The sequence below is a fragment of the Rhizobium sp. UFLA01-1127 genome, from assembly GCF_059803845.1.
In genome coordinates, this window is record NZ_JAUQTZ010000024.1 from 23,036 (window position 1) to 48,101 (window position 25,066).

At 60.3% G+C, this 25,066-nt stretch carries 24 protein-coding genes; 12 read left to right on the forward strand and 12 right to left on the reverse strand.

From position 1 onward, the window contains the following. Window positions 1-223: 223 nt before the first annotated feature. A complete protein-coding gene (locus tag Q4Q11_RS08455) occupies window positions 224-700 on the reverse strand; it encodes a ProQ/FINO family protein (RefSeq protein WP_112513035.1) in 477 nt (158 codons plus the stop codon). Window positions 701-1,131: 431 nt separating this feature from the next. On the opposite strand from Q4Q11_RS08455, the gene Q4Q11_RS08460 reads away from it, so the two are divergent. The 3 genes from Q4Q11_RS08460 to Q4Q11_RS08470 all read left to right on the forward strand — a co-directional run bounded on the left by Q4Q11_RS08460 (window position 1,132) and on the right by Q4Q11_RS08470 (window position 3,476). Next, window positions 1,132-1,761: a glutathione S-transferase family protein gene (locus Q4Q11_RS08460; protein WP_498569201.1), complete on the forward strand. Its 630-nt coding sequence runs from the start codon at window positions 1,132-1,134 to the stop codon at window positions 1,759-1,761. Between the two features lie 63 nt (window positions 1,762-1,824). Continuing rightward, window positions 1,825-2,649, forward strand: coding sequence for a PhzF family phenazine biosynthesis protein (locus Q4Q11_RS08465; RefSeq protein WP_498569202.1), 825 nt, complete (start codon window positions 1,825-1,827; stop codon window positions 2,647-2,649). 386 nt (window positions 2,650-3,035) lie between these two features. Then, complete coding sequence (locus tag Q4Q11_RS08470) at window positions 3,036-3,476, forward strand: DoxX family protein (RefSeq protein ID WP_498569203.1); 441 nt, start codon at window positions 3,036-3,038, stop codon at window positions 3,474-3,476. Window positions 3,477-3,590: 114 nt separating this feature from the next. Here the strand turns inward: Q4Q11_RS08470 and Q4Q11_RS08475 are convergent, their stop codons facing one another. After that, a complete protein-coding gene (locus tag Q4Q11_RS08475; protein ID WP_498569204.1) occupies window positions 3,591-4,076 on the reverse strand; it encodes an Lrp/AsnC family transcriptional regulator in 486 nt (161 codons plus the stop codon). 103 nt (window positions 4,077-4,179) lie between these two features. Between Q4Q11_RS08475 and Q4Q11_RS08480 the strand changes: the two genes are divergently transcribed. The 3 genes from Q4Q11_RS08480 (at window position 4,180) to Q4Q11_RS08490 (ending at window position 7,601) form a co-directional block, all read left to right on the forward strand. Then, entirely contained in the window at window positions 4,180-5,394 is a 1,215-nt protein-coding gene (locus Q4Q11_RS08480; RefSeq protein ID WP_498569205.1) for a diaminopropionate ammonia-lyase, read from the forward strand. Between the two features lie 305 nt (window positions 5,395-5,699). Next, window positions 5,700-6,401 (forward strand): GntR family transcriptional regulator, encoded by a 702-nt coding sequence (locus Q4Q11_RS08485; protein ID WP_112513030.1) that lies wholly within the window; start codon window positions 5,700-5,702, stop codon window positions 6,399-6,401. A 237-nt stretch (window positions 6,402-6,638) separates the two neighbouring features. After that, window positions 6,639-7,601: a dihydrodipicolinate synthase family protein gene (locus tag Q4Q11_RS08490; RefSeq protein ID WP_112513029.1), complete on the forward strand. Its 963-nt coding sequence runs from the start codon at window positions 6,639-6,641 to the stop codon at window positions 7,599-7,601. A gap of 145 nt (window positions 7,602-7,746) precedes the next feature. On the opposite strand, the gene Q4Q11_RS08495 is transcribed toward Q4Q11_RS08490, so the two are convergent. Next, window positions 7,747-8,787, reverse strand: a complete 1,041-nt coding sequence (locus Q4Q11_RS08495) for an Ldh family oxidoreductase (RefSeq protein WP_498569206.1) — start codon at window positions 8,785-8,787, stop codon at window positions 7,747-7,749. A gap of 286 nt (window positions 8,788-9,073) precedes the next feature. Between Q4Q11_RS08495 and Q4Q11_RS08500 the strand changes: the two genes are divergently transcribed. After that, the gene (locus Q4Q11_RS08500) at window positions 9,074-10,315 is read left to right on the forward strand and encodes an NAD(P)/FAD-dependent oxidoreductase (RefSeq protein ID WP_498569207.1); all 1,242 of its coding nucleotides are present in this window, start codon (window positions 9,074-9,076) and stop codon (window positions 10,313-10,315) included. 75 nt (window positions 10,316-10,390) lie between these two features. Here Q4Q11_RS08500 and Q4Q11_RS08505 read toward each other — a convergent pair whose 3' ends face one another. From Q4Q11_RS08505 to Q4Q11_RS08525, 5 genes are all read right to left on the reverse strand, one after another. Next, window positions 10,391-11,152, reverse strand: coding sequence for an SDR family NAD(P)-dependent oxidoreductase (locus Q4Q11_RS08505; protein WP_498569208.1), 762 nt, complete (start codon window positions 11,150-11,152; stop codon window positions 10,391-10,393). A 13-nt stretch (window positions 11,153-11,165) separates the two neighbouring features. Next, window positions 11,166-11,978 carry an ABC transporter permease gene (locus Q4Q11_RS08510; RefSeq protein WP_498569209.1) on the reverse strand — a complete coding sequence of 271 codons (813 nt, stop codon included), beginning with the start codon at window positions 11,976-11,978 and terminating at the stop codon, window positions 11,166-11,168. Continuing rightward, complete coding sequence (locus Q4Q11_RS08515) at window positions 11,978-12,844, reverse strand: ABC transporter permease (protein WP_498569210.1); 867 nt, start codon at window positions 12,842-12,844, stop codon at window positions 11,978-11,980. The genes Q4Q11_RS08510 and Q4Q11_RS08515 overlap by 1 nt, the downstream gene beginning before the upstream one ends. Window positions 12,845-12,925: 81 nt before the next feature. Further along, entirely contained in the window at window positions 12,926-14,089 is a 1,164-nt protein-coding gene (locus Q4Q11_RS08520; RefSeq protein WP_498569211.1) for an ABC transporter substrate-binding protein, read from the reverse strand. Window positions 14,090-14,111: 22 nt separating this feature from the next. Beyond that, window positions 14,112-15,203, reverse strand: coding sequence for an ABC transporter ATP-binding protein (locus tag Q4Q11_RS08525; RefSeq protein ID WP_498569212.1), 1,092 nt, complete (start codon window positions 15,201-15,203; stop codon window positions 14,112-14,114). 187 nt (window positions 15,204-15,390) lie between these two features. On the opposite strand from Q4Q11_RS08525, the gene Q4Q11_RS08530 reads away from it, so the two are divergent. Next, complete coding sequence (locus tag Q4Q11_RS08530; protein ID WP_498569213.1) at window positions 15,391-16,203, forward strand: helix-turn-helix transcriptional regulator; 813 nt, start codon at window positions 15,391-15,393, stop codon at window positions 16,201-16,203. Window positions 16,204-16,215: 12 nt separating this feature from the next. Here the strand turns inward: Q4Q11_RS08530 and Q4Q11_RS08535 are convergent, their stop codons facing one another. Both Q4Q11_RS08535 and Q4Q11_RS08540 read right to left on the reverse strand, forming a co-directional pair. Then, window positions 16,216-16,500 carry a hypothetical protein gene (locus Q4Q11_RS08535; protein ID WP_112509922.1) on the reverse strand — a complete coding sequence of 95 codons (285 nt, stop codon included), beginning with the start codon at window positions 16,498-16,500 and terminating at the stop codon, window positions 16,216-16,218. Further along, the gene (locus Q4Q11_RS08540) at window positions 16,500-17,297 is read right to left on the reverse strand and encodes a DUF899 domain-containing protein (protein WP_498569214.1); all 798 of its coding nucleotides are present in this window, start codon (window positions 17,295-17,297) and stop codon (window positions 16,500-16,502) included. Before Q4Q11_RS08540 ends, Q4Q11_RS08535 begins: the two co-directional genes overlap by 1 nt. 119 nt (window positions 17,298-17,416) lie before the next feature. Between Q4Q11_RS08540 and Q4Q11_RS08545 the strand changes: the two genes are divergently transcribed. The 3 genes from Q4Q11_RS08545 (at window position 17,417) to Q4Q11_RS08555 (ending at window position 19,965) form a co-directional block, all read left to right on the forward strand. Then, window positions 17,417-18,637, forward strand: a complete 1,221-nt coding sequence (locus Q4Q11_RS08545; protein ID WP_498569215.1) for a helix-turn-helix domain-containing protein — start codon at window positions 17,417-17,419, stop codon at window positions 18,635-18,637. Window positions 18,638-18,685: 48 nt separating this feature from the next. Next, a complete protein-coding gene (locus Q4Q11_RS08550) occupies window positions 18,686-19,318 on the forward strand; it encodes an NHL repeat-containing protein (protein WP_498569216.1) in 633 nt (210 codons plus the stop codon). Between the two features lie 365 nt (window positions 19,319-19,683). Then, window positions 19,684-19,965 (forward strand): hypothetical protein, encoded by a 282-nt coding sequence (locus Q4Q11_RS08555; RefSeq protein WP_498569217.1) that lies wholly within the window; start codon window positions 19,684-19,686, stop codon window positions 19,963-19,965. A 540-nt stretch (window positions 19,966-20,505) separates the two neighbouring features. Here Q4Q11_RS08555 and Q4Q11_RS08560 read toward each other — a convergent pair. After that, window positions 20,506-21,879 (reverse strand): PepSY-associated TM helix domain-containing protein, encoded by a 1,374-nt coding sequence (locus Q4Q11_RS08560; RefSeq protein ID WP_498569218.1) that lies wholly within the window; start codon window positions 21,877-21,879, stop codon window positions 20,506-20,508. Between the two features lie 231 nt (window positions 21,880-22,110). Next, window positions 22,111-22,515 (reverse strand): hypothetical protein, encoded by a 405-nt coding sequence (locus Q4Q11_RS08565; protein ID WP_498569219.1) that lies wholly within the window; start codon window positions 22,513-22,515, stop codon window positions 22,111-22,113. Window positions 22,516-22,806: 291 nt separating this feature from the next. Between Q4Q11_RS08565 and Q4Q11_RS08570 the strand changes: the two genes are divergently transcribed. After that, entirely contained in the window at window positions 22,807-25,011 is a 2,205-nt protein-coding gene (locus Q4Q11_RS08570; RefSeq protein WP_498569220.1) for a DUF1217 domain-containing protein, read from the forward strand. The last annotated feature ends 55 nt before the right edge of the window (window positions 25,012-25,066 follow it).

The following is a 25,066-nucleotide window of genomic DNA, read 5'->3' on the forward strand; positions in this document are numbered from 1 at the left end:
CCGGCATAGTGAATGGGCTGGACGGAAATGTCTTCGCACCAGATGCCGGAACCGTACCGCAGAATATCCGCACAGGCATCTCCATAACAGTGGCGATGCGACCGTCGGCAATCGAGTAATGGACCTGCCGAGAGTGCGCGGGCAGTCACGTCAAGGCATGCGCACGGAGGCGTGCTCAACGTGCGTGATAAAGCTGCGCGGTCGATAGGCCGGAAAAGGCGTCTCAGCGGGCGGCGCGATCGGAGCGTCTGCCAAGAAGGGAGGCTCGGATGAGTTCCGCTTTGCTCAATGCCGGGGGCGGAGGTGGCTCCTCCCGCTGAACTGTTGCCTTGGTCTGCGCCTGTTTCAGTACGGCCAGGCGCTGCTGCGCTGCCTGTCTGTCTGCGGCGGAAAGCGGTTCGACTGGATTGCCGGCAAGGTCATGGCGCATGGAGTCGGGTTGCGCGCAGGCGTAATAGTAGCGCTTGGAATGGAGAAACGCGCTGGTGGCGCGGCGGAGCGACATCACAGGCACATCGGGTTTCAGGAGAGGGCGGATTTCATTCCAGAGACCAAGTGCAAAGGGACGGATCGGATCGCCGGCTTTGGCAGGCAGGATCTCGATGGGGCGAAGCAAGAGTGTGTTGATCGCAGCCGCCTTCCTGACATCGAGTTCGGTTGCAACGATCGGCCCGCGATCGGTCGTCCAGGGTTCTTCCATGAAATCGTTCCTCTGCGTGCAAATCCATTACGGATTGATTGTGAAGTGATTTTGACGGAACAGCAAAGAAATCCATCCCTCACGCTCGCCCTCAAGCCGAGTTGACGACCATATATGAGGTAGCGCCGCTCGCAGCAAGTTTTGGTAACGGGATTTTCATGATTGGACGGATAGTTTGCGCCGAGCCGCGAAAGGTATTGGGTACGCGGCGCCTCACTCCTCAAATTGGTAATCGTCAAGAATCCGCGTCGAAAACGCTGCGCGGGCGGCGGCCGTTCAATCGCTGTCTTCACGCGGCGAAGCGCGGTTTCCAGCAGGAAAAACGCGGCAGCAGCAAACAGGATTTTGTTGTCGCGGAGACATGTTTCGCCAGTGCGCTTCGGTGCGCTCTTGGTTATCCAATGTCCAGGCAGATTGGAGTGGAATGAACAATGAGTGTCGTTCGTATTCTCGGTAGGGTGTCTTCCATCAATGTTCGCAAGGTTCTTTGGACCTGCGAGGAGCTTGGCATTGCATATGCGCGGGAGGATTGGGGCGCAGGGTTTGCTTCAACAAAGACGTCTGAATTCCTGGCGCTCAATCCGAATGGGCTTGTCCCCGTCATCAAGACCGACGATGGCGTGCTGTGGGAATCCAACACCATCTGTCGTTACTTGGCGTCCAAGTACGATCGTGACGATCTCTTGCCGTCGGATCCGTGGAGGCGGGCATTGGTCGAGCGATGGATCGATTGGCAGGCAACGGAATTGAATGGCGCCTGGCGAGGTGCGTTTCTGGGTCTTGTTCGCAAGGAGGCCGCCCATGCCGATCCGGTAACCATTGCCGCGAGCACGACCGATTGGAATGGCAAGATGGAAATTCTGGAGAAACAAATCGCGATGGATGGGCCGTTCGTGGCTGGCCGTAACTTCAGCCTTGCCGATATCGTCATCGGCCTTTCGGTGAACCGCTGGCTTGGCACTCCGATCGAGCGTCCCGCTTTGCCGGCGGTCGTCGATTATTTCGAGCGTCTGAGGGCGCGACCGGCATTCAAGCGCGGCGCCTACGATGCAATGCCTTGAGGGCACAACATTTCGGGAAGTAGGTCGTAGGACCGATTAGGACATCATCGCTGAAGGAAACCAATGAGTATCGAACACGTAGCTGCATTTTCGATCGAGGGTATTGGCGGCAACCCCGCCGGCGTCATGTTGTGTGAGGTTCTGCCGCCGGCCGACGTCATGCAGCGAATAGCGCGCGAGCTCGGCTATTCTGAAACGGTTTTTGCCGGACCAAGCCGAGACGGTTGGCGAGTCCGCTACTTCGCACCGGCAACGGAAATTCCGTTTTGCGGGCATGCGACCATTGCATTGGGCGCCGTCCTCGCCCGGAGCAAAGGCGACGGGATTTTTGCATTGCAGCTCAACGGGGGCTCGATCTCGGTGGAAGGACGGTCTGGGGAGCCGTTGAGCGCCGCCCTTCAGTCGCCACTCACGCGAAGCGCAGCATGCCCCGGCGATCTTCTCGACGCGGCACTGGAGCTTTTCGCACTCAAATGCGACGATCTCGACCCGCGTCTGCCGCCCGCGATCATCGAGGCAGGCGCGCGCCATCTGGTTCTGGCCCTGAAACAACGGGATCGTCTTTCCGCGATGGCCTACGACCTGGATGCGGGAGCCGATCTCATGCGCGCCCATGGCGTTACGACAATCGCGCTCGTACAGGCTGAGACGACGAGGCGCTTTCATGCCCGCAACGCCTTCGCCGCGGGAGGGGTTGCTGAAGATCCCGCAACCGGAGCGGCCGCTGCGGCGTTCGGCGGCTATCTGCGTGATCGCGGTTGGGAGCATGATGGACGCATCGAGATCATCCAAGGCGAAGACATGGGGCAGCCATGTCGTCTTATCGTCGAGATTCCGGACCAACCGGGAAGCAGTGTCCGCGTCTCGGGCGAAGCGCGCTTCCTGTGACTGATTGATCTGCAGGGGCCGTCCGTCCTCCACGCGTTAAGTGGAGCATACTCTGTGCCGATGGCGCGGAACCGGCCGTCGGCCATCTTCGCCGGTTCCGGCGGCGATCATGTGTCCAGCGGATTGCCGGCGCATCGGGCCACGAGGCCCGTTCCGGCCCCCCTTCTGCGCGTCAGCGCGAGGTCCTTGTGCAAGTCGGCCCCTATCGAGGGTTCGATCCTGGTTGGCAGAGGGGCGCAAGCCGCTGACCTTGGGAAGCGCTTTCCACCGCTTGCGTCATGCTGCAAGCGATCGGCACCGGCAAATAATTTCCCATCCTTCTTGTCGGTTTCATCTTCTCTTGGCCGTCCTTGGAGCATCAACTACTTCAACCTGGAGGGAATATCATGGAAAACGCTCAATCGCTTTGGCAGACTGCCGCCATTCTCGTCGCTCGCCTGATCTTCGCCGCCGTCTTCGTGATGGCCGTCTCGTTCAAGTTCATGGATATGGGTGCGACCGCCGGCTATATCGCCGCCGCCGGCTTCCCGTTCCCATTATTCCTGGCTTGGTGCGCCGCTATTCTTGAAGTGCTGCTTGCCATTGCTTTCTTGACCGGTGCCTTGTTCGTGCCGGCGGCGCTCGCGGCGGCCGTCTATGTCATCTTCCTCGCATTCTCGTTCCATGGTCCGGCGCATTGGGCCGGCAACCAAGCCGAATTCGGCTTTTTCGTCGATCACTTCACTTTCCTGGCGGGGCTGTTCTTCGCCGCCGTACATGGGCCGGGCAGCGTCCTTGCCGTAAAGTGGGCATCCGGCCGGACAGGATATGATGTGGCTTCATCATGATCCGACGCTTGCCGCAGCATGTCCTTTTTGAACATCTGATGCCAAACTGAAGGCCGGACTCGATATGCCGTGGGGCGCAGCCGCATTTTTTAAGTCGGTCGGCTGCGCTTCCCTTTACTGGTTTGGCCCGGTCGGAATGCCCAGCCCGACCTTGATCCTGTCCATGGCGACAAAGGTTCGGAAGCGTTTGACGTTGTTGTTGCCGAAGAAGAGGCGCCGCGTCAGTGCGTCGTAATCGGCCATCGTGGGTACGACGATGACGAGAACGAAATCCGCCTCTCCTGTCACATAATAGCACTGCTGGATTTCGGGTGCCGCAAGGAATGCTTTTTTTGCTTCCTCGATTTGCTCGGCCGTCTCGCTGATCACCTCGACCTCGGCGAAGATGGTGATCGCCTGGCCGACGGCGGCCGGATCGATCACGGCGACGTTCGCGCGGATGACGCCTTCTTCCGTCATGCGCTTGATGCGTCTTTGCACAGCCGGCGCCGACAGGTTGATCATCTCGCCGATCATCCTCTGCGGCGTGGTGTTGTCCCGTTGAAGAATATCCAGGATCTTCCGGTCGAACGCGTCTAGCTGGGGTGCTGAAGGCGGCAAAGATCGACTCCCGTGAAACAAACTTGCAAACACATGGCCCAATATCAGCGCTTTTTTCGTGTCGTTTGCAATATATTTCCGGCAATACGCAAAGGGAGCTTCCATGTTCATCCTCAACACCAGTTCCGATTATCGACGGCCACTCGAACCGTGCCATGCCGAACTGCTTGGCGCTACCGCTGCGGCGAAGGTGGAGCGGCATCTGACATATCGCGATCGTCATGCCGCCACACCGCTGTTAAGCCTTCCGAAACTGGCGGCGGAAATCGGCGTTGCAGCCATACACATCAAGGACGAGGGCCAGCGTCTCGGACTTGGCAGCTTCAAGGCTTTGGGCGGTGCCTATGCCGTCATCGAGCTTGTGCTGGAGGAGGCCGCAAGGATCTTGAACCGTCCCGTCGATATCGACGAACTGCGCTCGCAGGCGGTCAGGGAGATCGCGGAAAGGATGACCTTCGCCTGCGCCACCGATGGCAATCATGGCCGCTCGGTCGCGCAGGGTGCGCAGCTTGTCGGCGGGCGGGCGGCGATTTTTGTCCATTCCGGCGTCAGCGGGGAGCGCATTGCAGCCATCGCCCGCTTCGGCGCCGAGATGATCCGGGTCGACGGAAGCTACGACGATTCCGTGCGGGAAGCCGCCCGTGTTGCGGACCGGCAGGGCTGGACCATCGTGTCGGATACCTCGTGGCCGGGATACGAGCGCATCCCCGGCCTGGTGATGCAGGGCTATACGGCTCTCGTGCGCGAGGCTCTTGAGGCGATGACTGAAACGCCGACGCATGTCTTCATCCAGTGCGGTGTCGGCGGCGTTGCCGCTGCGGTTGCCGGTCATCTGGCACTTTCGCTTGGCGAACGGCGGCCGATCTTCACGGTTGTCGATCCCGCGCGTGCGGCATGCCTGTTTGAAACGGCGCGGGCCGGCCATCCGGTGACCGTACCGCATGGAGAGTCGACCGTGATGGCGATGCTGGAATGCTATGCGCCGTCGCTCATCGCGTGGCGTATTTTGTCCCGCGCGGCCGATGCCTTCATGACTGTCGGCGAGGAGGAGGCGATCTCGGTGATGAGGCGGCTTGCGCGGCCCGCTGCCGGTGATCCGGCGATCGTCGCAGGCGAGAGCGGCGGCGTCGGCTTGGCCGGGCTGTTGAAGGCTGCTGCCGACCCCGAGATAAGAACGGCGCTTTCGATGGATGAACGCTCCCGGATTTTCCTTGTCAACACCGAGGGAGCGACGGACCCCGGCATGTACGAAGAGATCGTCGGCCTGTCTCCGGCAGCGGTCGCAAAGCGCAATTTCGATGAAGCGACATATGTCTGAGATTTCCCGTCGATGCGAACCGTCTTCTGGGCCGTCTTCGCGAGGTCGGGGCAGCGCTTGCCGGAGAGGCGTTTGCCACTGCCGGTGAGGTATTCGAAGGGCTGCATAATCCGAACCATGATTTCAGCGACGATAGCCTGATCCATGGCGCGCTTTCATGCCGCCATCGTTCGCGGACGGCTTCGCGCTTGAGGCCGGCTATGAGCTGTGTCTCCGTCGCCATGGACCGGTAAGGCCTGGAAGCGCCGTTGATTTACCCGGCCTACCCCTTTATTTCTCACGCTGAAAGAAGGGGTCAGTTAGCCATGGACAATGAATCGAACCTCCGGAACGAGCGCAAGCGCGGCTCTGGCGTGAAGGTGGTCTATGATATCCTGCGGGACGAGATTCTGGACCTGGAACTGCCGCCGGGCAGCCCCATCGACGAGGTACAGCTTTCCGAACGTTTCGGCATGTCGCGCACGCCGATCCGCGAGGCGCTGGTGCGGCTTGCAGGCGAGGGGCTGATCGATACGCTGCCCAACCGCTCGACCATGGTCTCGCAGATCGACTTCCTCAACATGCACAGCTATTTCGATGCGCTCGTGCTCATGTATCGGGTCACCACCCAGCTTGCGGCCAAATATCACCGTCCCGAGGATCTTGAGGGCGTGCGTGCGCTCCAGGCTGAATTTGCCGATGCCGTCGAGGCGCAGGATGCGCTCGCGATGATTTCCACAAACGCGGCGCTGCATCTTGCCATCGCCGAAGCCGGACGCAATCCTTATTTCACCAGTCTCTTTTCGCGGCTCTTGAACGAGGGCCGGCGCATCCTTCGCCTCTACTACCAATCCTATAATGATCGTCTGCCGCGTCGTTTCGTCGAGGAACACGATGAAATCATCGCTGCCATCGAGGCGCGCGATACGGAGCTTGCCGAGCGCCTGGCGCGCGAACACGCGGAACAGATCGTCGGCCAGATACAGAAATTGCTGGTGCGCGGGGAGCGTCTTGATATCGGGCTTTAGAGTGTGCTGCCGAAAAGTGTAGACGGCTTTCGGACGACATCGCGCTCTACTTCCTTGATTCTAGAGCGGATTCAGATTTTAGGCCGAATAGACCTATAACCATCCGATTCCAGTGTGCATATTTCTTGTCGACAAGATAAATACAAAGATGTATCAATGCTGCAAGGACGGTAAGGAGCGGCCGCGGATGCGGCTGAACTGGCTGCCGATCCATACCAAGCCCAAGAGGATAGACAGATGACTGCAAGCATTTTCTCCGGCGTAGTCCCCGCGCTCATGACCCCGTGCAAGGCCGATCGCAGTCCTGATTTCGATGCGCTCGTGCGCAAGGGCAAGCAATTGATCGCCGAGGGCATGTCGGCGGTGGTCTATTGCGGTTCGATGGGCGACTGGCCGCTGCTGACCGATGCACAGCGCATGGAAGGTGTCGAGCGGCTGGCCAAGGCGGGCGTGCCCGTCATCGTCGGCACCGGCGCCGTCAATACGGCATCGGCCGTCGCCCATGCGGCGCATGCCCAGAAGGTCGGCGCCAAGGGTCTGATGGTCATCCCGCGCGTTCTGTCGCGCGGCTCTGTGATTTCAGCCCAAAAGGCACACTTCAAGGCGATCCTTACGGCAGCGCCCGATCTTCCGGCGGTCATCTACAACAGCCCCTATTATGGTTTCGCAACGCGGGCCGATCTTTTTTTCGCGTTGCGCGCCGAACACGCCAATCTCGTCGGCTTCAAGGAGTTCGGCGGCCCGGCAGATATGCGCTACGCCGCTGAAAACATCACCAGCCGCGACGATGGCGTATCGCTGATGATCGGTGTCGATACGGCTGTGTTCCACGGCTTCGTCAATTGCGGTGCGACGGGCGCGATTACCGGCATCGGTAACGTTCTGCCCAAGGAAGTCATCCATCTCTGCAATCTCGCGAAGGCTGCGGCGGCGGGTGACGCCGATGCGCGCCAGCGCGCGCTTGAACTTGAGCAGGCGCTCGCCGTGCTCTCGTCCTTCGACGAAGGCCCAGACCTGGTTCTCTTCTTCAAGCACATGATGGTCCTGAAGGGAGACACAGAATATGAGCTCCACTTCAATGAAAGCGACGCCTTGAACGATAGCCAGCGCGGTTATGTCGAAGCACAGTTCAAGCTGTTCAATACATGGTATGGCGAATGGAGCAAGCTTCCCGGCGCCGTGGAAAAATACAGGGCCTAGAGCAATTCCAGGGAAAGTGCGCAGCGGTTTCCCGTCTGGAATTGCGTAAAGGCTCTGAGGCCGCCGTCATGGTTCATGTTTGGAATGCGGGAGGCCCGTGAGGGCCTCCTTTGCTATATCGTTCACGGCCTTGACCGGACCCCATTCAGGCCACGGCGTCGAGACCGAGTTCCAGCAGGCGGTCGAGCTGGCCGATTTCCTCTGATGTCAGCTGGATGCCGTCCTTTTCCGCGCGAGCACGGGCGGCAAAGCGGCGCTGCGAAGGCAGGCGGGCGCCTTGACCGGCGATCGCTTCGAACAGCGCCTCGGCACGCACAAGCGGATTCCCGGGCCGGCCGGCTGCGAAAGCCTCCGGCGAGAAGGCGACGATGAGTTCGCCATGCCGAGGCGCAAATGCCGTCGTCCCGAGATGATCGAGCGCCTCTCGGCTGGTGAAATCGCCGATCATGATGCCGGCCAGAAGTTCGATCATCGTGCCGATCGCCGATCCCTTGTGGCCTCCGAACGGCAGCATTGCACCGGCGAGCGCTGCTTCCGGATCCGTGGTCGGCTGGCCATCGGCGTCTATGGCCCAGCCCTCGGGCAGCGGGGTGCCGGCGCGGCGATGCAGTTCGATCTCGCCGCGGGCGGCCACCGAAGTCGCGAAGTCGAAGACATAAGGCGGGCCGTCGAGGCGCGGCCAGCCGAAGGCCAGGGGGTTCGTCCCGAGCAGCGGCGCGGTGCCGCCGGCCGGCGCCACCGTGGAATAGCTCGGGCACATGGCGAAGGCGGCAAGACCGCGATCCGTCAGAGCCTCCACCTCAGGCCAGAGGGCGGCGAAATGGGTGCAGTCGTTGATCGCAAGCGCGGCAATGCCGAAGCGGCGAGCCCGCTCGGCAAGCACGGGTACGCCGAGTTCGAAGGCGGCATTGGAAAAGCCGCTCTTGGCGTCCACCCGCACGATTGCAGAGCCATCGCCTTGTTGCTCCAGTACCGGCACCGCATCCGGCCGTGCTTTGCCGGCCTTGACGGCGCGCAATATGCCTTCGATGCGATAGATGCCATGGGATTTACAGGCATCACGCTCTCCGGCAACGATGACGCGCGCGATCGCGGCCCCCTGCTGCGCATTGAAACCTGCCTTCGAAAGGATCGCCACGACGCGGTCCTGCAGTGCGTCCGATGTCAGCGTGATTGCGTCGCTCATCTGAATTCTCCCATGTTTCGCTTGCTTGCATCATAAAGGTGAAAATTGTAAATACAAAACGTATACAGAGGATCGACATGTAGATAAGCATCGTCCTCGGGCTGCAGGGTCCTTGACAGGATGAGGACGCTGGCGGGGAGAAGATGACCATGATTTGCGTGACTGACGAAATGGCATTCGCTCCCAGTGTTTTGGGTCCAGCCGTCTATTCCCATCAGGGCATAATGGTCGAGAGCGGCAAGCCGGTGCGTTCCGACGCCCAGAAATTTCTTGTGAGCGTGCGTTGATGGCAAGACCGGACGTTATCGTCATCGGGGCCGGAGTAATCGGCCTTTCCGCTGCGATTGCAACTCAATCGCGCGGCTTGCGTGTTGTGGTCCTCGATCGAGAGGGACCGGCAGCGGGTGCGTCCGCCGGCAATGCCGGCGCTTTCGCTTTCACGGATATCCTGCCGCTTGCCTCTCCCGGCATTCTGAAGAAGGCTCCGAAATGGCTCCTTGATCCGCTTGGGCCGCTCTCGGTGCCGCCCGCCTATGCGCTGCAGATCGCGCCCTGGATGTTCCGGTTCTGGCGCGCCTGCCAGCCGTCGCGCGTCGCCCATGCCGTCGCGGCCCAGACAAGCCTCATGGATCTGTCCAAGGCGGAACTGGAGCCTTTCCTTGCTGCCACCGATACGCTCTCGATGCTGCGTAAGGAGGGCAATCTCCAGGTCTATGAAAGCGAGGCGGAATTCAGCGCTTCGCTGCCCGGCTGGGACGCGCGCCGCGATCACGGCATCGAATTTCAGCACCTGAAAGCCGAGGAGATGGCAGCGATCCAGCCGGGACTGGCGTCGCGCTTCATACGCGGCACCTTCACGCCCGGCTGGTATTCCATCGCCGATCCCAAACTTTATACGCTGGCGCTGGCCGAGCATTTTCGTGGTCGCGGCGGCGTCATCGAGACGGCTGATATCTCCGCACTCCGCGCGATCCCGGCGGGTGTCGAGGTGGCGGCGGCGGATGGAAAGCTGCGTCAGGCCGGCAAGGTCGTTCTGGCAGCCGGCGCCTTCTCGCATCGGATCGCGAAGACGCTCGGCGAGCGCATCCCGCTTGAAACGGAACGCGGTTATAATACGACGCTTCCGGCTGACGCCTTCGATCTGCGCACGCAGATAACCTTCGGTGGTCATGGCTTCGTCGTCAGCAAACTTTCCACCGGCATCCGCGTCGGCGGTGCGGTGGAGCTGGGCGGATTGGAGTTGCCTGCGAATTTTCGCCGCTCCCAGGCCATGCTGCAGAAGGCCCGCACTTTCTTGACCGGTCTCAAACCGGAGGGCGGGGTGCAGTGGATGGGCTTCCGGCCGTCGCTGCCGGACAGCCTGCCCGCTATCGGCCGGGCCAGGGGCACGCCGGATGTGATCTATGCCTTCGGCCACGGTCACCTCGGCCTGACCCAGTCGGCGGGCACGGCGCGCCTGGTTGCCGACCTGCTGACGGGACAAAGGCCGACGATCGATCTGGCGCCCTTCTCGCCGCAACGTTTTTAGCGGAAATAGCTCTCGCTGCCGTAAGAATATCGACTGTGATCGCGCGGATACCCTCGATCTCGAGCGATCTCGCAATTAGACGACCGTCTCGCCGCCATCGACGACGAGGATCTGTCCTGTCATGTAGGAAGAGCGGTCGGAAACGAGAAAGAGGATCGGCTCGGCGATTTCCGAGACGTCGGCCCACCGTCCGAGTGGCACCTTTTCGGCGATATAGGCTTCGATGGCGCTGCGTCCGCCCATCTGTGCAATGAAAGGTGCGTTGAATGGGGTATCGACCCAGCCGGGGCAGAGCGCGTTGACGCGGATGCCGAAGCGGGCGTAGTCGCCGGCCATCTGCCGGGTCATGGCGATGACGGCATGCTTGGAGGTGGTGTATGCGATCATCTCGCGGTCGTAGAGCACGCCCGACGATGAAGAGGTGTTGAGAATGACGCCTTTGCCGGCCTTCTTCATGATCGGCATGACGAGGCGCGTGGCCATGAAATGCGCGCGGACGTTCAAGTTCCAGGATGCATCGAAACCGGAGACAGCGACCTCTTCCAGATTGCCTGCGACCTGTGCGCCCGCATGATTGTGCAGAATGTCGATGCGGCCATGCTGCGCTGCGATTGCTGCGATGCCGGCCTTGAGCGCCTGGTCGTCCAGCACGTCGACAATGAGGCTTTCGGCTCTGCCGCCAGCCTCGCCGATCTGACGCACGGTTTCCCGCGCATTTTCCAAATCGATATCGGCGACGATCACATGTGCGCCTTCGAGCGCCATGATGAGCGCGCCGGCGCGGCCGATGCCGGAGCCGGCTCCGGTGACGATTGCGACCCGATCCTTGAGTATCATGATTTTTCCCTGGTCAGTTTGTCGTTGTCTTTTCGCGCATCAGGAAGCGCGCGATGAGAATGAGGACGAGCGATGCAATCAGCACCATCGTCGCGATCGCATTGATCTCCGGCGTGACGCCGCGGCGGATGGAAGCGAAGACATAGATAGGCAGCGTCGTATTCGATCCCGCGACGAAGAAGGCGATGATGAAATCATCGAAGGAGAAGGTGAAGGCGAGCAAAAAGCCGGCGAGGATCGACGCCATGATCTGCGGCAGGACGATCTGGCGGAACGTCGTCCATGGCGTGGCGTAGAGATCGCTTGACGCTTCGACGATATCGCGGCCGAGGCTCGCAATGCGCGCCTTCACGATCATCGTCACCAGAGCCATGGTAAAGAGGCCGTGCGCCGCAATGATCGAGCCGTAGCCAAGTGCGAATTTCGGCGGCTGGTCGCCGGGCCAGACGGCTGCGATCAGCGGATTTATGATGCCGAAGACCTCGACCAGTGCCACCAGCGTCGCAATTCCAATGACGACCCCCGGCACGACGATCGCAGCTGCAAACAGCCCGTCAAAGATGGCGCGGGTGCGAGGACCGAGCCGTTCCAGGCCAATTGCTGCCATCGTGCCGAAGATTGCGGCAAGTGCCGCGCTGGTAAAGGCGATGATGAGGCTGTTCTGCAGCGCTTCCATGAGGAAGGTGTTGGACAGCGCCCGTCCGTACCATTGTGTCGAAAAGCCGGTGAACTCGCTGGCATTGCGGCCTGCGTTGAAGGAGAACAGCACGACGAGCGCGATCGGCGTATAAAGGAACAGATAGACGAAAGTAACGAGCGCGCGCATCAGACGAGATCCACCTGGCGGGTGCCTGCAACGCGCCATGCAATCCGCATGGCAACCAGAAGCACGATGACGACGACGGCAACGAGCGTCACCGCGATCGCCGATCCGAACGGCCAGTTGCGCGACTGCAGGAAGAGATCGACGAGCGCATTGCCGATGAAGAAGACCTTGCCGCCGCCGAGCAGCTGCGGGATCAGATATTCCCCAAGCAGCAGGATCGTCACCAGGGCGACGCCGGTCATGACCCCTGGCAAGGACAGCGGCAGCGTAATGGAAATGAAGGTCGAGAAGGGCCTGGCGCCGAGATCGGCAGAAGCCTCAAGGAGGCGGCGGTCGAGCTTTTCCAAGCTGACATAGATCGGCATGATCATCAGTGGCAGGTAGCCATAAACGATGCCGAGCAGCACGGCGCCTGGCGTGTTGATGAGCCTGACGTTCTCGATGCCGAAGAATTCCAGCAGATGCGGAATGCCGCGCGCGCCGAGCAGATACATCCAGGCGTATGTGCGCACCAGCAGGCTGGTCCAAAAGGGTACGACGACAAGCGAGACGAGCAGCAGACGGCGCTGCGGGCTGGCCTTGACGGCGAGATAATAGGCGACCGGATAGGCAACGAGCAGGCAGGCAGCCGCGCCGATCGGCGCAAGGATCAGCGTATTGATGAAGGCAGCCGAGCGTGAGCCGAGATTGGCGAATTGCGCGAAGGTGAAGGCTGCCTGATAGCCGCCCTCCGGAGCACGCTCGCCGAAGGCAAAGACGATGATGGCGATGAAGGGCAGCACCAGGAAGACGAACAGCCAGATGCTTGCCGGGCCGACAAGGGCAGCGGTGACGAGGCGCCGTTTGGTGGCGGGATTAAGGGGCATCGAAAGGTTCTTTATCCGTCATTCGGAATGGGGGCCGGTCCCTTGCCGCCACGACGGAGGGACCGGAGCTGAGCGAGGCAATCAGGCCGACTTGAAGCGGGCCATCAGTTCGGCACGGCTCGGATCGGTGAGCGTGACGGCTGCACCGAATTCCAGGGGTGTCAGCGCTGCCTCGTCCGGATAGACGATCTTGTTCGACGTGATCTCCTTCGGCAGCAGCGCGATGACGCGGCTGTCGGTCGTCGGCGCGCCGTTGGCGATATGCTCCTTCACCGCATTCTTCGGATCCATGAGATAGTTGAGGAGCGCGTAGCCGGCCGCCTTGTTCGGGGCGTCCTTGGGGATCGCATAATAGTCAGTCCAGATCTCGCCGCCGTCCATGCCGAGCACATAGGCAAGCTCCGGCATGTCGCGGTTGAGCTGCGCGCCGTCATTCGTCCAGCACATCGTCAGCCAGGCGTCGGTCGAACGCATGGACGGCTGATAGTCGGAGTTGATGGCGAAGAGATGCGGCTTGACCTTGATCAGCAGTTCCTCGGCCTTGGCGAGTTCTTCGGGCTTGATCGAGTTGAAATCATAGCCGAGGGAAACCAGTGCGCTGCCAATGGTCGTCAGCTGGTAGTCGTGCACCATGGCGCGGCCGTCGGCCTCGGTCTGCGCGATCTCGAAGAAATCCTTCCAGCTCGAAAGCTTCGTCTTGATCTTCTTGGTGTTGACCGAGAAGCCGGTCGTGCCCCAGTTCTTCGGCACGGCATAGGTCTTGCCGTCGATCTGCCCTTCCTTGGTGAAGCGCGGGCTCTCGGTCGCCTGGCTGAAGTTCGGGATCTTGGAAAGGTCGAGTTCCTGGATGAGGCCGAGCTTGTGATGGGTCGAGATCGTGTAGTTGGTCGGCACGAAGAGCGACCAGCCGGAGGCGCCGGCCTGGAGCTTTGCGAGCATTTCCTCGTTCGAGCCGAAGACATTGACCTCGACGGCGACGCCGGTTGCCGCCTTGAAGTTCTCGAAGGTCTGCGGATCGTGATAGTTTGGCCAGGTGGCGATCGACATCTGCGTGCCGAGTTCGCCGGCGGCGTAGGCCGGTGTCGAAAGCGCGCCCGGGACGCGCGACAGCACCGCCGTCGCAAGGCCGAGGCCGGTGACGCCGAGGAAGTGACGGCGGCTGACGGAACCGCGCTTCAGGCGCATGAATTCGTCCATGAAGCCTTCGGCTGAAATCGGAAGATTGTCCTTATAATCCTTGCTCATGATGCTGTTCCCTTGTTTTGGTTTATGCATTCGATGCTGGAAAGACATGTAAGGCCTTGGGGTCGAAGCCGAGGAAGACCGGTTCGCCCGGACCTACGAGATCGCTCTCGCTCACGCTGCGGCGATCGGACGTGATCAGGAAATCGCCCAGTCCTGGAACGGTGACCGCGTATTCGGCCGACGAACCCAGGAAGATGCGATGGGTCACCGTACCCTTGAAGGACATGCCTGATGCCGCCATGTCGCGGCTGAGACGGATCGCCTCCGGACGCAGGGCCGCGATCGCCGCTCCCGGTGCCAGCCGCTTACCGGCCGAAAGTGCCGAGCCGTCTGCAAGGCGAAGCGTTTCACCGTCGGCTTCCATCGTCGCCTCTATGCGGTTCGTCTTGCCGACGAAATCGGCGACAAAGAGATCGGCCGGGCGGTCATAAACCTCCTGAGGTGTGCCGAGCTGGCGGATGCGGCCGGCGCTCATGACACAGACGATGTCGGCCATCGACAGCGCTTCCTCCTGGTCGTGGGTGACGAGAACGAAGGTGATGCCGAGTTCGCGCTGCAGCGTCTGAAGCTCGATCTGCATGGCCGAGCGCAGCTTCTTGTCGAGGGCAGCAAGCGGCTCGTCGAGCAGGAGCACGGAGGGACGGTTGACGATGGCGCGCGCAAGTGCCACGCGCTGCTGTTGCCCGCCCGACATTTCATGGATGCGCCGTTTGGCGAAACCGTCGAGGCGGACCATCTCGAGCGCTTCGGCAACGCGGCGGTCGATCTCGGCGGCAGCGATCCTGGGCCGCATCTGCTTCAACCCATAGGCGACATTCTGCGCGACGTTGAAATGCGGAAACAGCGCATAGTGCTGGAACACCATATTGACCGGACGCCGGTAGGCCGGAACGCCGTTCATCTCACGCCCGTCGATCAGCACGGTGCCTTCGCTCGGCTGTTCGAAGCCGCCGATCATGCGCAGGCACGTCGTCTTGCCGCAGCCGGAAGGGCCGAGAAGCGCCAAAAATGCGCCCTTGGGCACATTGAGATTGATGTCCGTTACGGCGGTCACTGCGCCATAGCTCTTTGTGACCGAACGGAATTCGATGTCGTTCGTTGAAGCGGATGCCACGTCTGTTCCCTGCGGTTGGTCGGCAGTCTTTGATCTGCCTTATTGCCACCGTCGTTAAGGAAAGAGTAAGCCCGAGCTTCTTGGAAGGTATATACCCCGAAAGAGGTATTTCCGTGCTAATAGCTTCGTGGAAGGTGTATATAGGGGCTGCGCTCGATTACGTGAGGCGGCAGAGGGAACCCGTCATATGAGCACCGACCTTGAAGGGCTTTTTGCTGCCTTCGACGCCACGATCGGCCGATCGGCGATGACGGATTCCGAATTCGGAGAGACGTTCCGTCAGATGATGGCGGCGCTGGTGCGGTTCGATTACGTCGTCGTTTTCGCCTATCGCGGCAAGGAACGGCCGATCGATCTCTACAGTACCTTCGATCGAGAGGAGCATATCGTCTTCGTCACGCTCTACCAGGCCGGCCCTTATCTGCTCGATCCATTCTACCACACGGCGCGCGAACGCCGCGAAGGCGTGCTCAGGATGAGGGAGCTGGCGCCCGACCGCTTCTTTTCCAGCGAGTATTACCGGACCTATTATGTGCAGACCGGGCTTGCGGAGGAAATCGGCTTCTTCGTCAATGCCGACGAGGACGTCACCATCGTCCTCTCATTGATGCGGCGCGAGAAGACCGGCGCTTTTCCTCCCGCGGAGTTCATGATGTTGAAGAGCGTCGAGCCGCTCGTCGCAAGCATGGTGCGGCATTACTGGTCCGGCCTCGCCTCGCGCTTCGATGCGCAATTGGCCGCCGGCGACAGGAGCCGGCGCAGGAAGGGTGAGGCCGAGACTGTCCCGCCAGGCGAAACCGTCTGGCGTGACCTTAATCTGACAAGCCGTGAGACTGCTATCGTCGAACTCGTCTTGCAGGGGCACTCATCGGAATCGATCGGCCTGAAGCTCAATATTTCGACGGGTACGGTGAAGGTCCATCGCCGTAATGTCTACCGCAAGCTCGGCATTTCCTCCCAGACCCAGCTGCTTTCGCTCTATCTCAAGAACCTCACCTAGCGTGGCCGAACCTTAGCTCGGCACACGAGCGCCATGTCCTTCCTTTGCAAGCATCCTCAGCCAAGGGCCGCAGTGGAAAAGACTCATGAGCAGATACATCGGGACCATCCCGCTGATCATCGAACTGTCTTGCGCCGAGCAGATCATATCCCCGCCCGCACCATAGGCTGACAGCATTGCCATGAAGGCAAAGCTCGGCGCTGCCGCCAATGCCAGCCACCGGCTGGCGATGGCGGGCAGGGCAGGAGCGGCGGCATGCCCGCCGGCCCCTTTATTGATTTCGGACGAGGCGGACATCAGTTTGCCCCGTACCGATCGTGGTGCTTCCACCAAACGCCGGTCTCGTTGCGGCCGAACGGGGCGCGGTCGAGCCATTGATACATGCCCCAAAGACCATCGAGCCCGCGGGCATAGGACGAGTAGGTGTGATAGATGTCGCCATCCTGCATGGCGAAGGCGCTGACGCCAGGCCGGTCGCGCGTATAGGTCGCCACGTCCGTCCCCGTCATTGACGCCATCAGTTCAACCGGGCCTTCGCTGCCGCGCAGCTCCCATTGCTGTATCGTCTTGCCCGCCTGAGCGTTCGGCATCGGCGGCTCACGACGGTAATTATATTCGATGCCGCCGCCGCGCTGTTCCTCCGGCGTGAACCAGACATTGAAATCATGGTTGAAATCGCTGCTTTCCGAAGAGGCCCAGTCGAAGGTCCAGCCCATTCGCCGCTTGAATTCCTGCAGCTTTTCGAGCGGTGCGCGGGAAATGGCCGAGAAGGCGACATCGTGATTTTCCAGATGCACCGCGATGCCGTTGAAGCCGTCTGCGATCGATGAGCAGGATGGGCAGCCGGCGGTGTAATCCGGCCCGAACATGAAATGATAGACGAGAAGCTGCGAGCGCCCCTTGAAGAGCCCCGCGAGCGGAACGACACCCTGATCGGTCTCGAGGCGATAATCCTTTTCTACTTTCACCCAGGGCAGTTCCTGACGGCGGGCGGCGATCTCGTCGCTGCGGCGTGTCAGCTCCTTTTCCTGCTCGAGCAGGGAAAGCCGTGCCGAAAGCCATTCTTTGCGTGTTCCAGTCACATGCATCGTCATGATTGATCTCCTCTTGTCAGCGACTCTGTTCCTGTCGGCGCTGCGTCTTGCCTGCCGATGTGCAATAACTTACGGCTGAAGCTCCACGGGGTGGGAGTTACAAGTGTGACGGGATTTCGATGGACTCGCTGATTGTCGCAGCCGCCCAGGCACTAGCCGCTGGCGACGCCCTGGGGGCGCTGAAGCGCGTGGCGCTCCGAGACGATGGGCCGGCGCTGGCGCTTCGCGGTATTGCCATGGCCCAGCTCGGGGACCTTGTCCGCGCCAAGATGCTGTTGAGAAATGCCGCGCGCGCTTTTAGCTCGCGAGAGGCTGTCGCCCGTGCTCGCTGTACGGTCGCCGAGGCGGAGATCGCGCTTGTCTCGCGGGACCTCGGCTGGCCGGAAAAGGCGCTCGAGACGGCGCGGGCCGTTCTCGAAAAACATGGCGACCGCATCAATGCTGCTCACGCCCGCAATCTGCAGATACGCCGCCTGCTGCTCGTCGGCCGCCTGGACGAGGCTGAAAGGCTGTTGGCCAAACTTGACCCATCGGCCTTGCCGCCCGCTGCAAGGGCAAGCCATGAGCTGGCGGTTGCCGGCATTGCCATTCGCCGCCTGCGCGTCAAACCGGCACGCGCCGCCCTGACGCGCGCGGCGGAGGCGGCCGGCAAGGCCGGTATTCCGGCGCTTGCAATCGAGGTGCGCGATGCGGCACACATTCTCGATGTACCGGCCGCGCTTCTGATCGCGCGGGGAGGCGAAAGCTTGCTGTCGCTTGATGAGGTCGAGGCCCTGCTGGCGTCCGGGACACTGGTCGTAGATGCCTTCCGCAACGTCGTGCGCAGTGGCGGAGACATCATATCGCTTGCGAGCCGGCCGGTGCTCTTCGCCTTGGCGCGTGTGCTCGCCGAGGCGTCTCCCGGCGACGCGTCGCGCGCGCAGCTGCTCTCCCGTGCGTTCCGCGCCCGTCACGCCGACGACTCTCATAGAGCAAGGCTCAGGGTCGAGATCGGGAGGCTTCGCGCAGCGTTAGAGCCGCTCGCCGAGATCGGCGCGACGACACACGGCTTTGCGCTGACGCCGCGTGCAAAGCGCGATATAGTGGTGCTGGCACCGCCCGTCGAGGTCGAAAATGCCTCTGTACTTGCCCTGCTCGCGGATGGCGAATCCTGGTCGAGCTCTGCTTTGTCGATTGCGCTCGCAACGAGTGCGCGCACGGTGCAGCGCGCGCTTGACGCACTTGCAGCGGAAGGCATGGTGCAAAGCGTCGGCAACGGCCGGGCACGCCGCTGGATGATGCCGCCCGTCGTCGGCTTCCCGACAGCATTGTTACTCCCCGGACCGCTGCCGAGCGACTAAGCTTTCGTATCATCGACACTCAACTGGTCCCGACCGGAGGATGGAAATATGAAAAAGTCGCAAGCGGAAATCATTCGCGAATACGGTCCCTTCGAGAACGCACCGCGCGTGAACGGCGTCACCTTCGACGGGGAGCACGTCTGGTTCGCTTCCGGCGAAAAGCTGCATGCTCTCAATCCGGAGAGCGGCGCGCAGGTGCGCACGATCGACGTCGCTTCACATGCTGGCACCGCTTTTGACGGCCGTTACCTCTATCAGATCGCCGAGGATCAGATCCATAAAGTCGATCCGGGAACCGGCAAGATACTTTCCACCATTCCTGCACCGGGCAACGGCGGCGATTCAGGTCTTGCCTGGAGCGACGGCAGCCTGTGGGTCGGGCAGCATCGCGGCCGCAAGATCTATGAGATCGACCCCGAGACCGGTGCCGTCAGGCGGACCATCGAATCCAACCGTATCGTCACCGGCGTCACATGGGTCGATGGCGAGTTGTGGCACGGCACCTGGGAGGGCGACGAAAGTGATGTACGCCGCGTCGATCCGGTGACGGGAGAGGTGCTTGTGCGGCTGGAAATGCCTGAGGGCACCGGCGTCTCCGGCCTTGAATCCGATGGCAAGGATCGCTTTTACGCCGGCGGCGGCGGAAGTGGCAAATTGCGAGCGATACGCCGTCCGCGCTGAGCATTTGCAATGGAATGTCTTGCGTCCGGGGGCGATCGCTCGCCCTCGGACTTTCGATTCTGGAAGAGCCGGCTTACGTCTCGCAGGGAAGACTCCATCCGGATCATGACAGAATAGCGTGGCTCTGTAGCTCCGTGAGAATAGGCGGGACTTCGGGTCGGATCCCGCGCGTACCGAGGTTGCCATATCGCGTATGGTGAACCAACTGCGATGCCATGCGTTTCCAGCATGGAAGACATGTCTTGTTGGTTTCGGTTTTCATTGCCATATTTTACTTACCAACCGCATTTCAAATCATTTCCAAGTTGCGAGCAGCGCCGATCTCGACCGACGTCGTGAACGGTCGTGCGCGCCAAGGAGGCATCATGAATGGCATCACGAAGAGTCTTGATGAAATGAATTTGCAAGAGCGTGCCGACCTTATGGCGGCTGTCGCGGATGTACTGCAAGCCACCGCCGCGGAGGCCGAAGAGGACGGCGACGTGCTTGCCGCCACCAACTCGCTGTTCCTGGCAGGCAATCTGCGCGGCTGTTCGTCCGATCTCGGCCCGCATGATCTGAAGGCGGCCGAACTCCTGCTGGAGCAAGGCATCACGTTCATTCATCTGTTCAACGGACGCAAGAAAAGCCGCACGCCGGTGCACTGAAGCGCCGCTATGCGCACGATGGAGTTTGCAATAGGATTGCCCAGCGTGCTCGCTCCGAGTATGGCAGCACGGTCATCTTGATGTGGCGAATACTTTATGCTGCGTCAATTCAACTGCATGAATATCGTATGTATTAACTAAATTAACGATGTGTTGAGTATAATTGTCGCCGCATCAAAATGGAAGATAATTAATATATTTGGAGATATCGTAATCTGTCTGCATGAGGCAGCGATAATTTAGAGAGCTATGATATGCTTGATCTACCCAAGTTTGTACAGTTATTACTATTTGCTGCGCTTGTAATTCTATTTTTCCGCTGGGTGATCGAGGATATGAATAGGTAGCCGGCTTCGGCACCTCACGTCTCGGCGCTGCAACCGTTTTTCGCTGCTTGCTGCTTCGCCAACACCAGAAAGAGTTTTGGAAAGCCAAGGCCGCCGGCGCGATCGCGGGCGGCCTCCGAAACGTTCGCGGCGCTACGGTGAAACTACAGGTTCGGATGGTCTTCCGGCCATCCAGGGAAAGGGTCTCGCCTCGTCAGGAGAAGAAGCGCCGGAGTGGTGGCACGAAGCGAACCACGAGCTGATCCAAGAGCAGCATTACGACGATGGCGGCTCCCGTCAGCGGAAAGGCCGCGCCGAAAATGACGGCGATGAGCCATAGGCCAACATAGACGGATCTTTGCGGCGGCATCGGCGGCACGCCGAGTCGGCCCGATGGCCGGCGCTTCCACCACATGATCGCGGCCGTTGCGCAGCAAAGGACGATGGCAAAGCACGCGGCCAGCATCAGAAGCTGGTTGAAGAGGCCCCACTCCTGCCCCTGGTGGACATTGATTCCCCATTCGATCGCCTTGCCGAGCGCCGGATACTGATCGTAGGAAACGTCGACCAGCGGCTTTCCTGAATATTGGTCGATATGGACGGTTCTCTCCTTGCCGAGATCGCCGAAATAGTGGCTTGCCGTGTAGACGCCGGTGTCATCGGGCGGGATCGCAAGATCGGAGCCCGCGACCATGCCCAAGCTATGCATGATGTCGACGGCCTTATTGACACCGATCGGCTTTGCCGATTGCGCCGCGGCAATATCGGATAGCGGAACCGGTGCATTCTCAACCACCCAGCCGGCGCGGCTGACGACATCCTGTGTGACCTTGGTCGATTTCGGGACATCATCCCAGACGGCTGCCGGCGTTCCAAGATTATGTGCGGTCAGCCAGGCATTGACGTTGGCACCCCAGTAGCCGGACCACGGCATGCCGCTGAAGGCCAGAAAGAAAATGAGAAGGCCGGCAAATGCTCCCGTCACCGCATGCAGATCGCGCCAGAAAACGCGCCGCGATGGGGTGCCGCGAACGGTGAGCACACCGCCGTTCTGCTGACGCGGCCACCACAGATAGATGCCGGTCACCACGAGGACGAGAGCAAAGCCAGCGACAATCTCGACGGCGCGGTTGCTCCATGTCCCAAAATATTCGAGGCTGTGGATGCGCTTGACCACCCAGCCGAATTCCTGCTTCGAGTCGACAGATCCCAGGATACTGCGATCGTAAGGATTGACGTAGACGATGGTCGATTTGCCGTCCTTGGATACGGTTACCCAGGCTGAGCGGTTGGGCGCCGACGGCTCGTGATAGGAGGTCGCGCGGGCGCCGGGAAAGGCTGCGAGTGCGGCATCGACGATCCGCTGCGGCGGCTGCATCGTCCCCGTCGCGGCCACGAGGTAGCGATGCGAATAGAAAGTGTCGGCAATCTGATCTTTGAACAGATACAGCGATCCGGTGATCGCCAGGTTGAGCATGAAGGGAGCGACGAGAAGGCCGGCGAAAAAATGCCAGCGCCAGATCGCGCGGTAGAGCGAGATATTATGGGTTGCTGCGCCCGCAGGCTCTGCAGCGGTATAGGTAGACATGAAATCCTCCGAAGATCGGCAGGCTGCCGCAAGCGGTCGATCCGAGGAGGGGGCGGCGATTGCTTGTCGCCGGGAATGCACCTGCTTCACATGGCCAGCTAGGCCAATCGGTCCGCCTTGCCCGGCGAAGTTCGGCGGCGGAAAGCACCAATCCTCAGATGTTGCGACCTATAGGTCGCGCTTGACGGCGGCCGTTGATTGCAGGTGCTGCGGCAAAGCCGCAACACCGGTTCAGCCAACGATGTCGGGGACGGGTGGCGCTCTTGGGCCGGTGTTCGGTGGATAAAGCTGCCGGTGGAAGGCTTCCGGTCTCGCGCCAATGGTCTCTCCGCGCGGGGAGGCGAGGCGTTCGCAAATCTCGGTCGGAGGCGTGGGCAGGAGCGCAGCTGAAGCGATCCGGCATGCCTCGCATGCAGGCGCATAGGCTTTTCCATGCATCTTGCCGTCGGCATCCTTGTAAGTGATACAGAGGATGGGCAGCGATCCATCGGGCAGCCGGTATTGGGCAAGCTCGATCGGAGATATCTCGTCCGGGGTGGCCATGATCGGCTGATGGGCGAAGCCGACAAGCAGCAGCGCCACGGCGCAAAGGATGCGCGCCCCCCACTGCCATGTCCGCGAAATCGTCTTCCGCATCCTTCTCCCCGCCATCCGCATCCCGCGGATAAGGTTTGCAGTCTTAGGCCAGCCCCTTTGCATGCGCAATGCGTCAATTCGTGCCGTGGCGAAGCATGCCGATATCCAGCTCGCCACGGCATCGCTCTGGCCGTAAATGCCGGCATCAGCCCGACAATCTCTTCCGGCCGGCCGATCTACGTGAAGTTGCGCGGGAATGACCCGTTTATCGGTGGTTTAGTTTCACGCAAGGTCTGGTTGCGATAAAGCGTGCGGGGCGAATACCGGTGAAATGCGCTGTGGGGGCGATCTATGATTTCGACGTATCTCGGCTATGTGACCGCAACAAAGGACATGGCATCTACACTTGCGCGTGTCGCCAAGCAGGCGACCGTCAAGAGCGACCAGCATTATTACGATACGCATATCGGCAAAGTTAAGAATATCGATGAGTTCCTGAGCGACTACAAGCTCTTCAGCTATGCGATGAAGGCCTATGGTCTGGAAGATATGACCTATGCCAAAGCCTTCATGAAAAAGGTTCTGACGAGCGACCTCAGCGACACTCACAGCTTCGCCAACAAGCTGACCGACAACCGCTACCGGCAGTTTGCTGCAGCCTTCAATTTCGGTGCCAAGTCCAAAAATCAATCCGCTCAGAGCGATGCTCAGAAAAGCGATACGATCGGGCTTTATGAGCAATCTTTCGCCAATGAAACGGCATTGGCGAAGAAGGAGAGCAAGTTCTATGATGCCGCGATCGACAAGGTCTCGAATGCCGACGATATCGTCAACAGCAGCAGGCTGAGCGATTATATCCTCCGGGCTCACGGGCTCAATCCGGACAATATATCGAAGACGTTCCTGAAATCGGTTCTGACCAGCGATGTCAGCGATCCGAACAGCTTCGTCAATACGGCGAGCAATTTCCGTTCGGCCGTGACGCAGACGACCTATAGGCTGATCGCATCCCAGTTCAATTTCAATGCCGACGGGACGCTTTCCGCGGCAACGGCGCAAACGGCCGGGCAGAAGGAGGCCATGATTTCGCGATATGACAGCATGGTTCCAAATCTGCTGACACCGGAGGCGGCCACCAGCAACGACGATTATTATCGCCAGGCAATCACGAAGGTGACGTCGCTCAACGATATCACCGGAGACAACAGGCTGTTCTCCTATGTAAAGGTGGCATTCGGGCTTGAAACAAAGCTCACCCCGGTCCAGTTCAATCTTGCCTTCACCAATCCCGGCTATGCTGCCTTGACAGGGATGGCGGATATGGTCTCCCATTTCAATTTCGCATCCGACGGAACATTGCCGGCCGGCCAACCCGCGCAGCCGGCTCAGGCCATCGACGATATTTCCACGAAGTATCTGACCCGGGCCAAGGACGCCAAACAGGCTCTGTTCGGCGATGCCGAGAAGCACTACAAGACCGCGGTCGGCAAGATAAAGACGATCGAGGATTTCTTTGCCGCCAACGACACAAAGAGCAAGAACCTTCCGACCGTGGAGGAGATGGCGCTTCGTGCCTTCGGGATCGAGAAGAACGAGGTTTCCAGGGATCAACTACGCAAGATTCTCGAAAGCGATCCCTATGACAGCAAGAGCTATGTCGGATCCTTAAAGGACGAGCGCTTCATCGAGCTTGCCAAAGCATTCAATTTCGACAGCAAGGGCCACCTCCACGAGCCCGTTACGGCGCTGTCGCAGACCTCGATCAACAGCTTCATCTCCGCCTACTCGAAGTCGAAGACCTTCGGCTTGACGGGTGACATGCGCAATAAGGCGGTCAAGGATGCGAAAGATGCGGCTACCGAATTCAGCAAGTCGATCGCCAAGGTCAAAACGGTCGACGAGCTCCTGGCAGACAAGAAGCTGACGGATTTCATTCTCGTTGCAAACAATATCGACCCGAAGACGATCGACAAGAACACCTTGAAGAAAGCCTTCACGGCCGATCCAGAGGATGCCAAGGGCTTTTTGAACACGACGGCAGGCGAGAAGTTCAAGGCGATGGTGAACGTCTTCAACTTCGATACCAAGGGAAATCTGACCACAGCCAAGATCGAAGCGGGTCAGAATAAAGGTGCGCGTCTTGCCACCAATGACCTCTATCTTCATCAGACCTTGGAAACGCAGCAGGGCGCTTCCAATGACGGTGTTCGCCTTGCGCTCTATTTTCAGCGGAAGGCGCCGCAGGTCAATTCCGTCTATGACATCATGTCGGATCCGGCACTCTACAACGTTATCAAGACGACCTATTCGCTGCCCGCATCCATGTCCAACATGGACGTGACCCGCCAGGCGAAGATGCTGGAAAAACTCTTTCCCATCAAGGATCTGCATGACGCCAGCAAGGTGAACCACCTGCTGAAGCGCTTTTCCGCCGTTTATGATGCGGCAAACGGCGCGGGCACGAGCTCGCCGGCATCGGCTATTCTGACCCGCGGCACCGGCATCGGCATGAGCGCCGATCTCATGCTGTCGATTGCCCAGCTCAAGTCGCGTTGACGCACCTCATATTCGCGGCGGCGCTTCGCGTCTTGCACGGATGCGAACCTTCTGA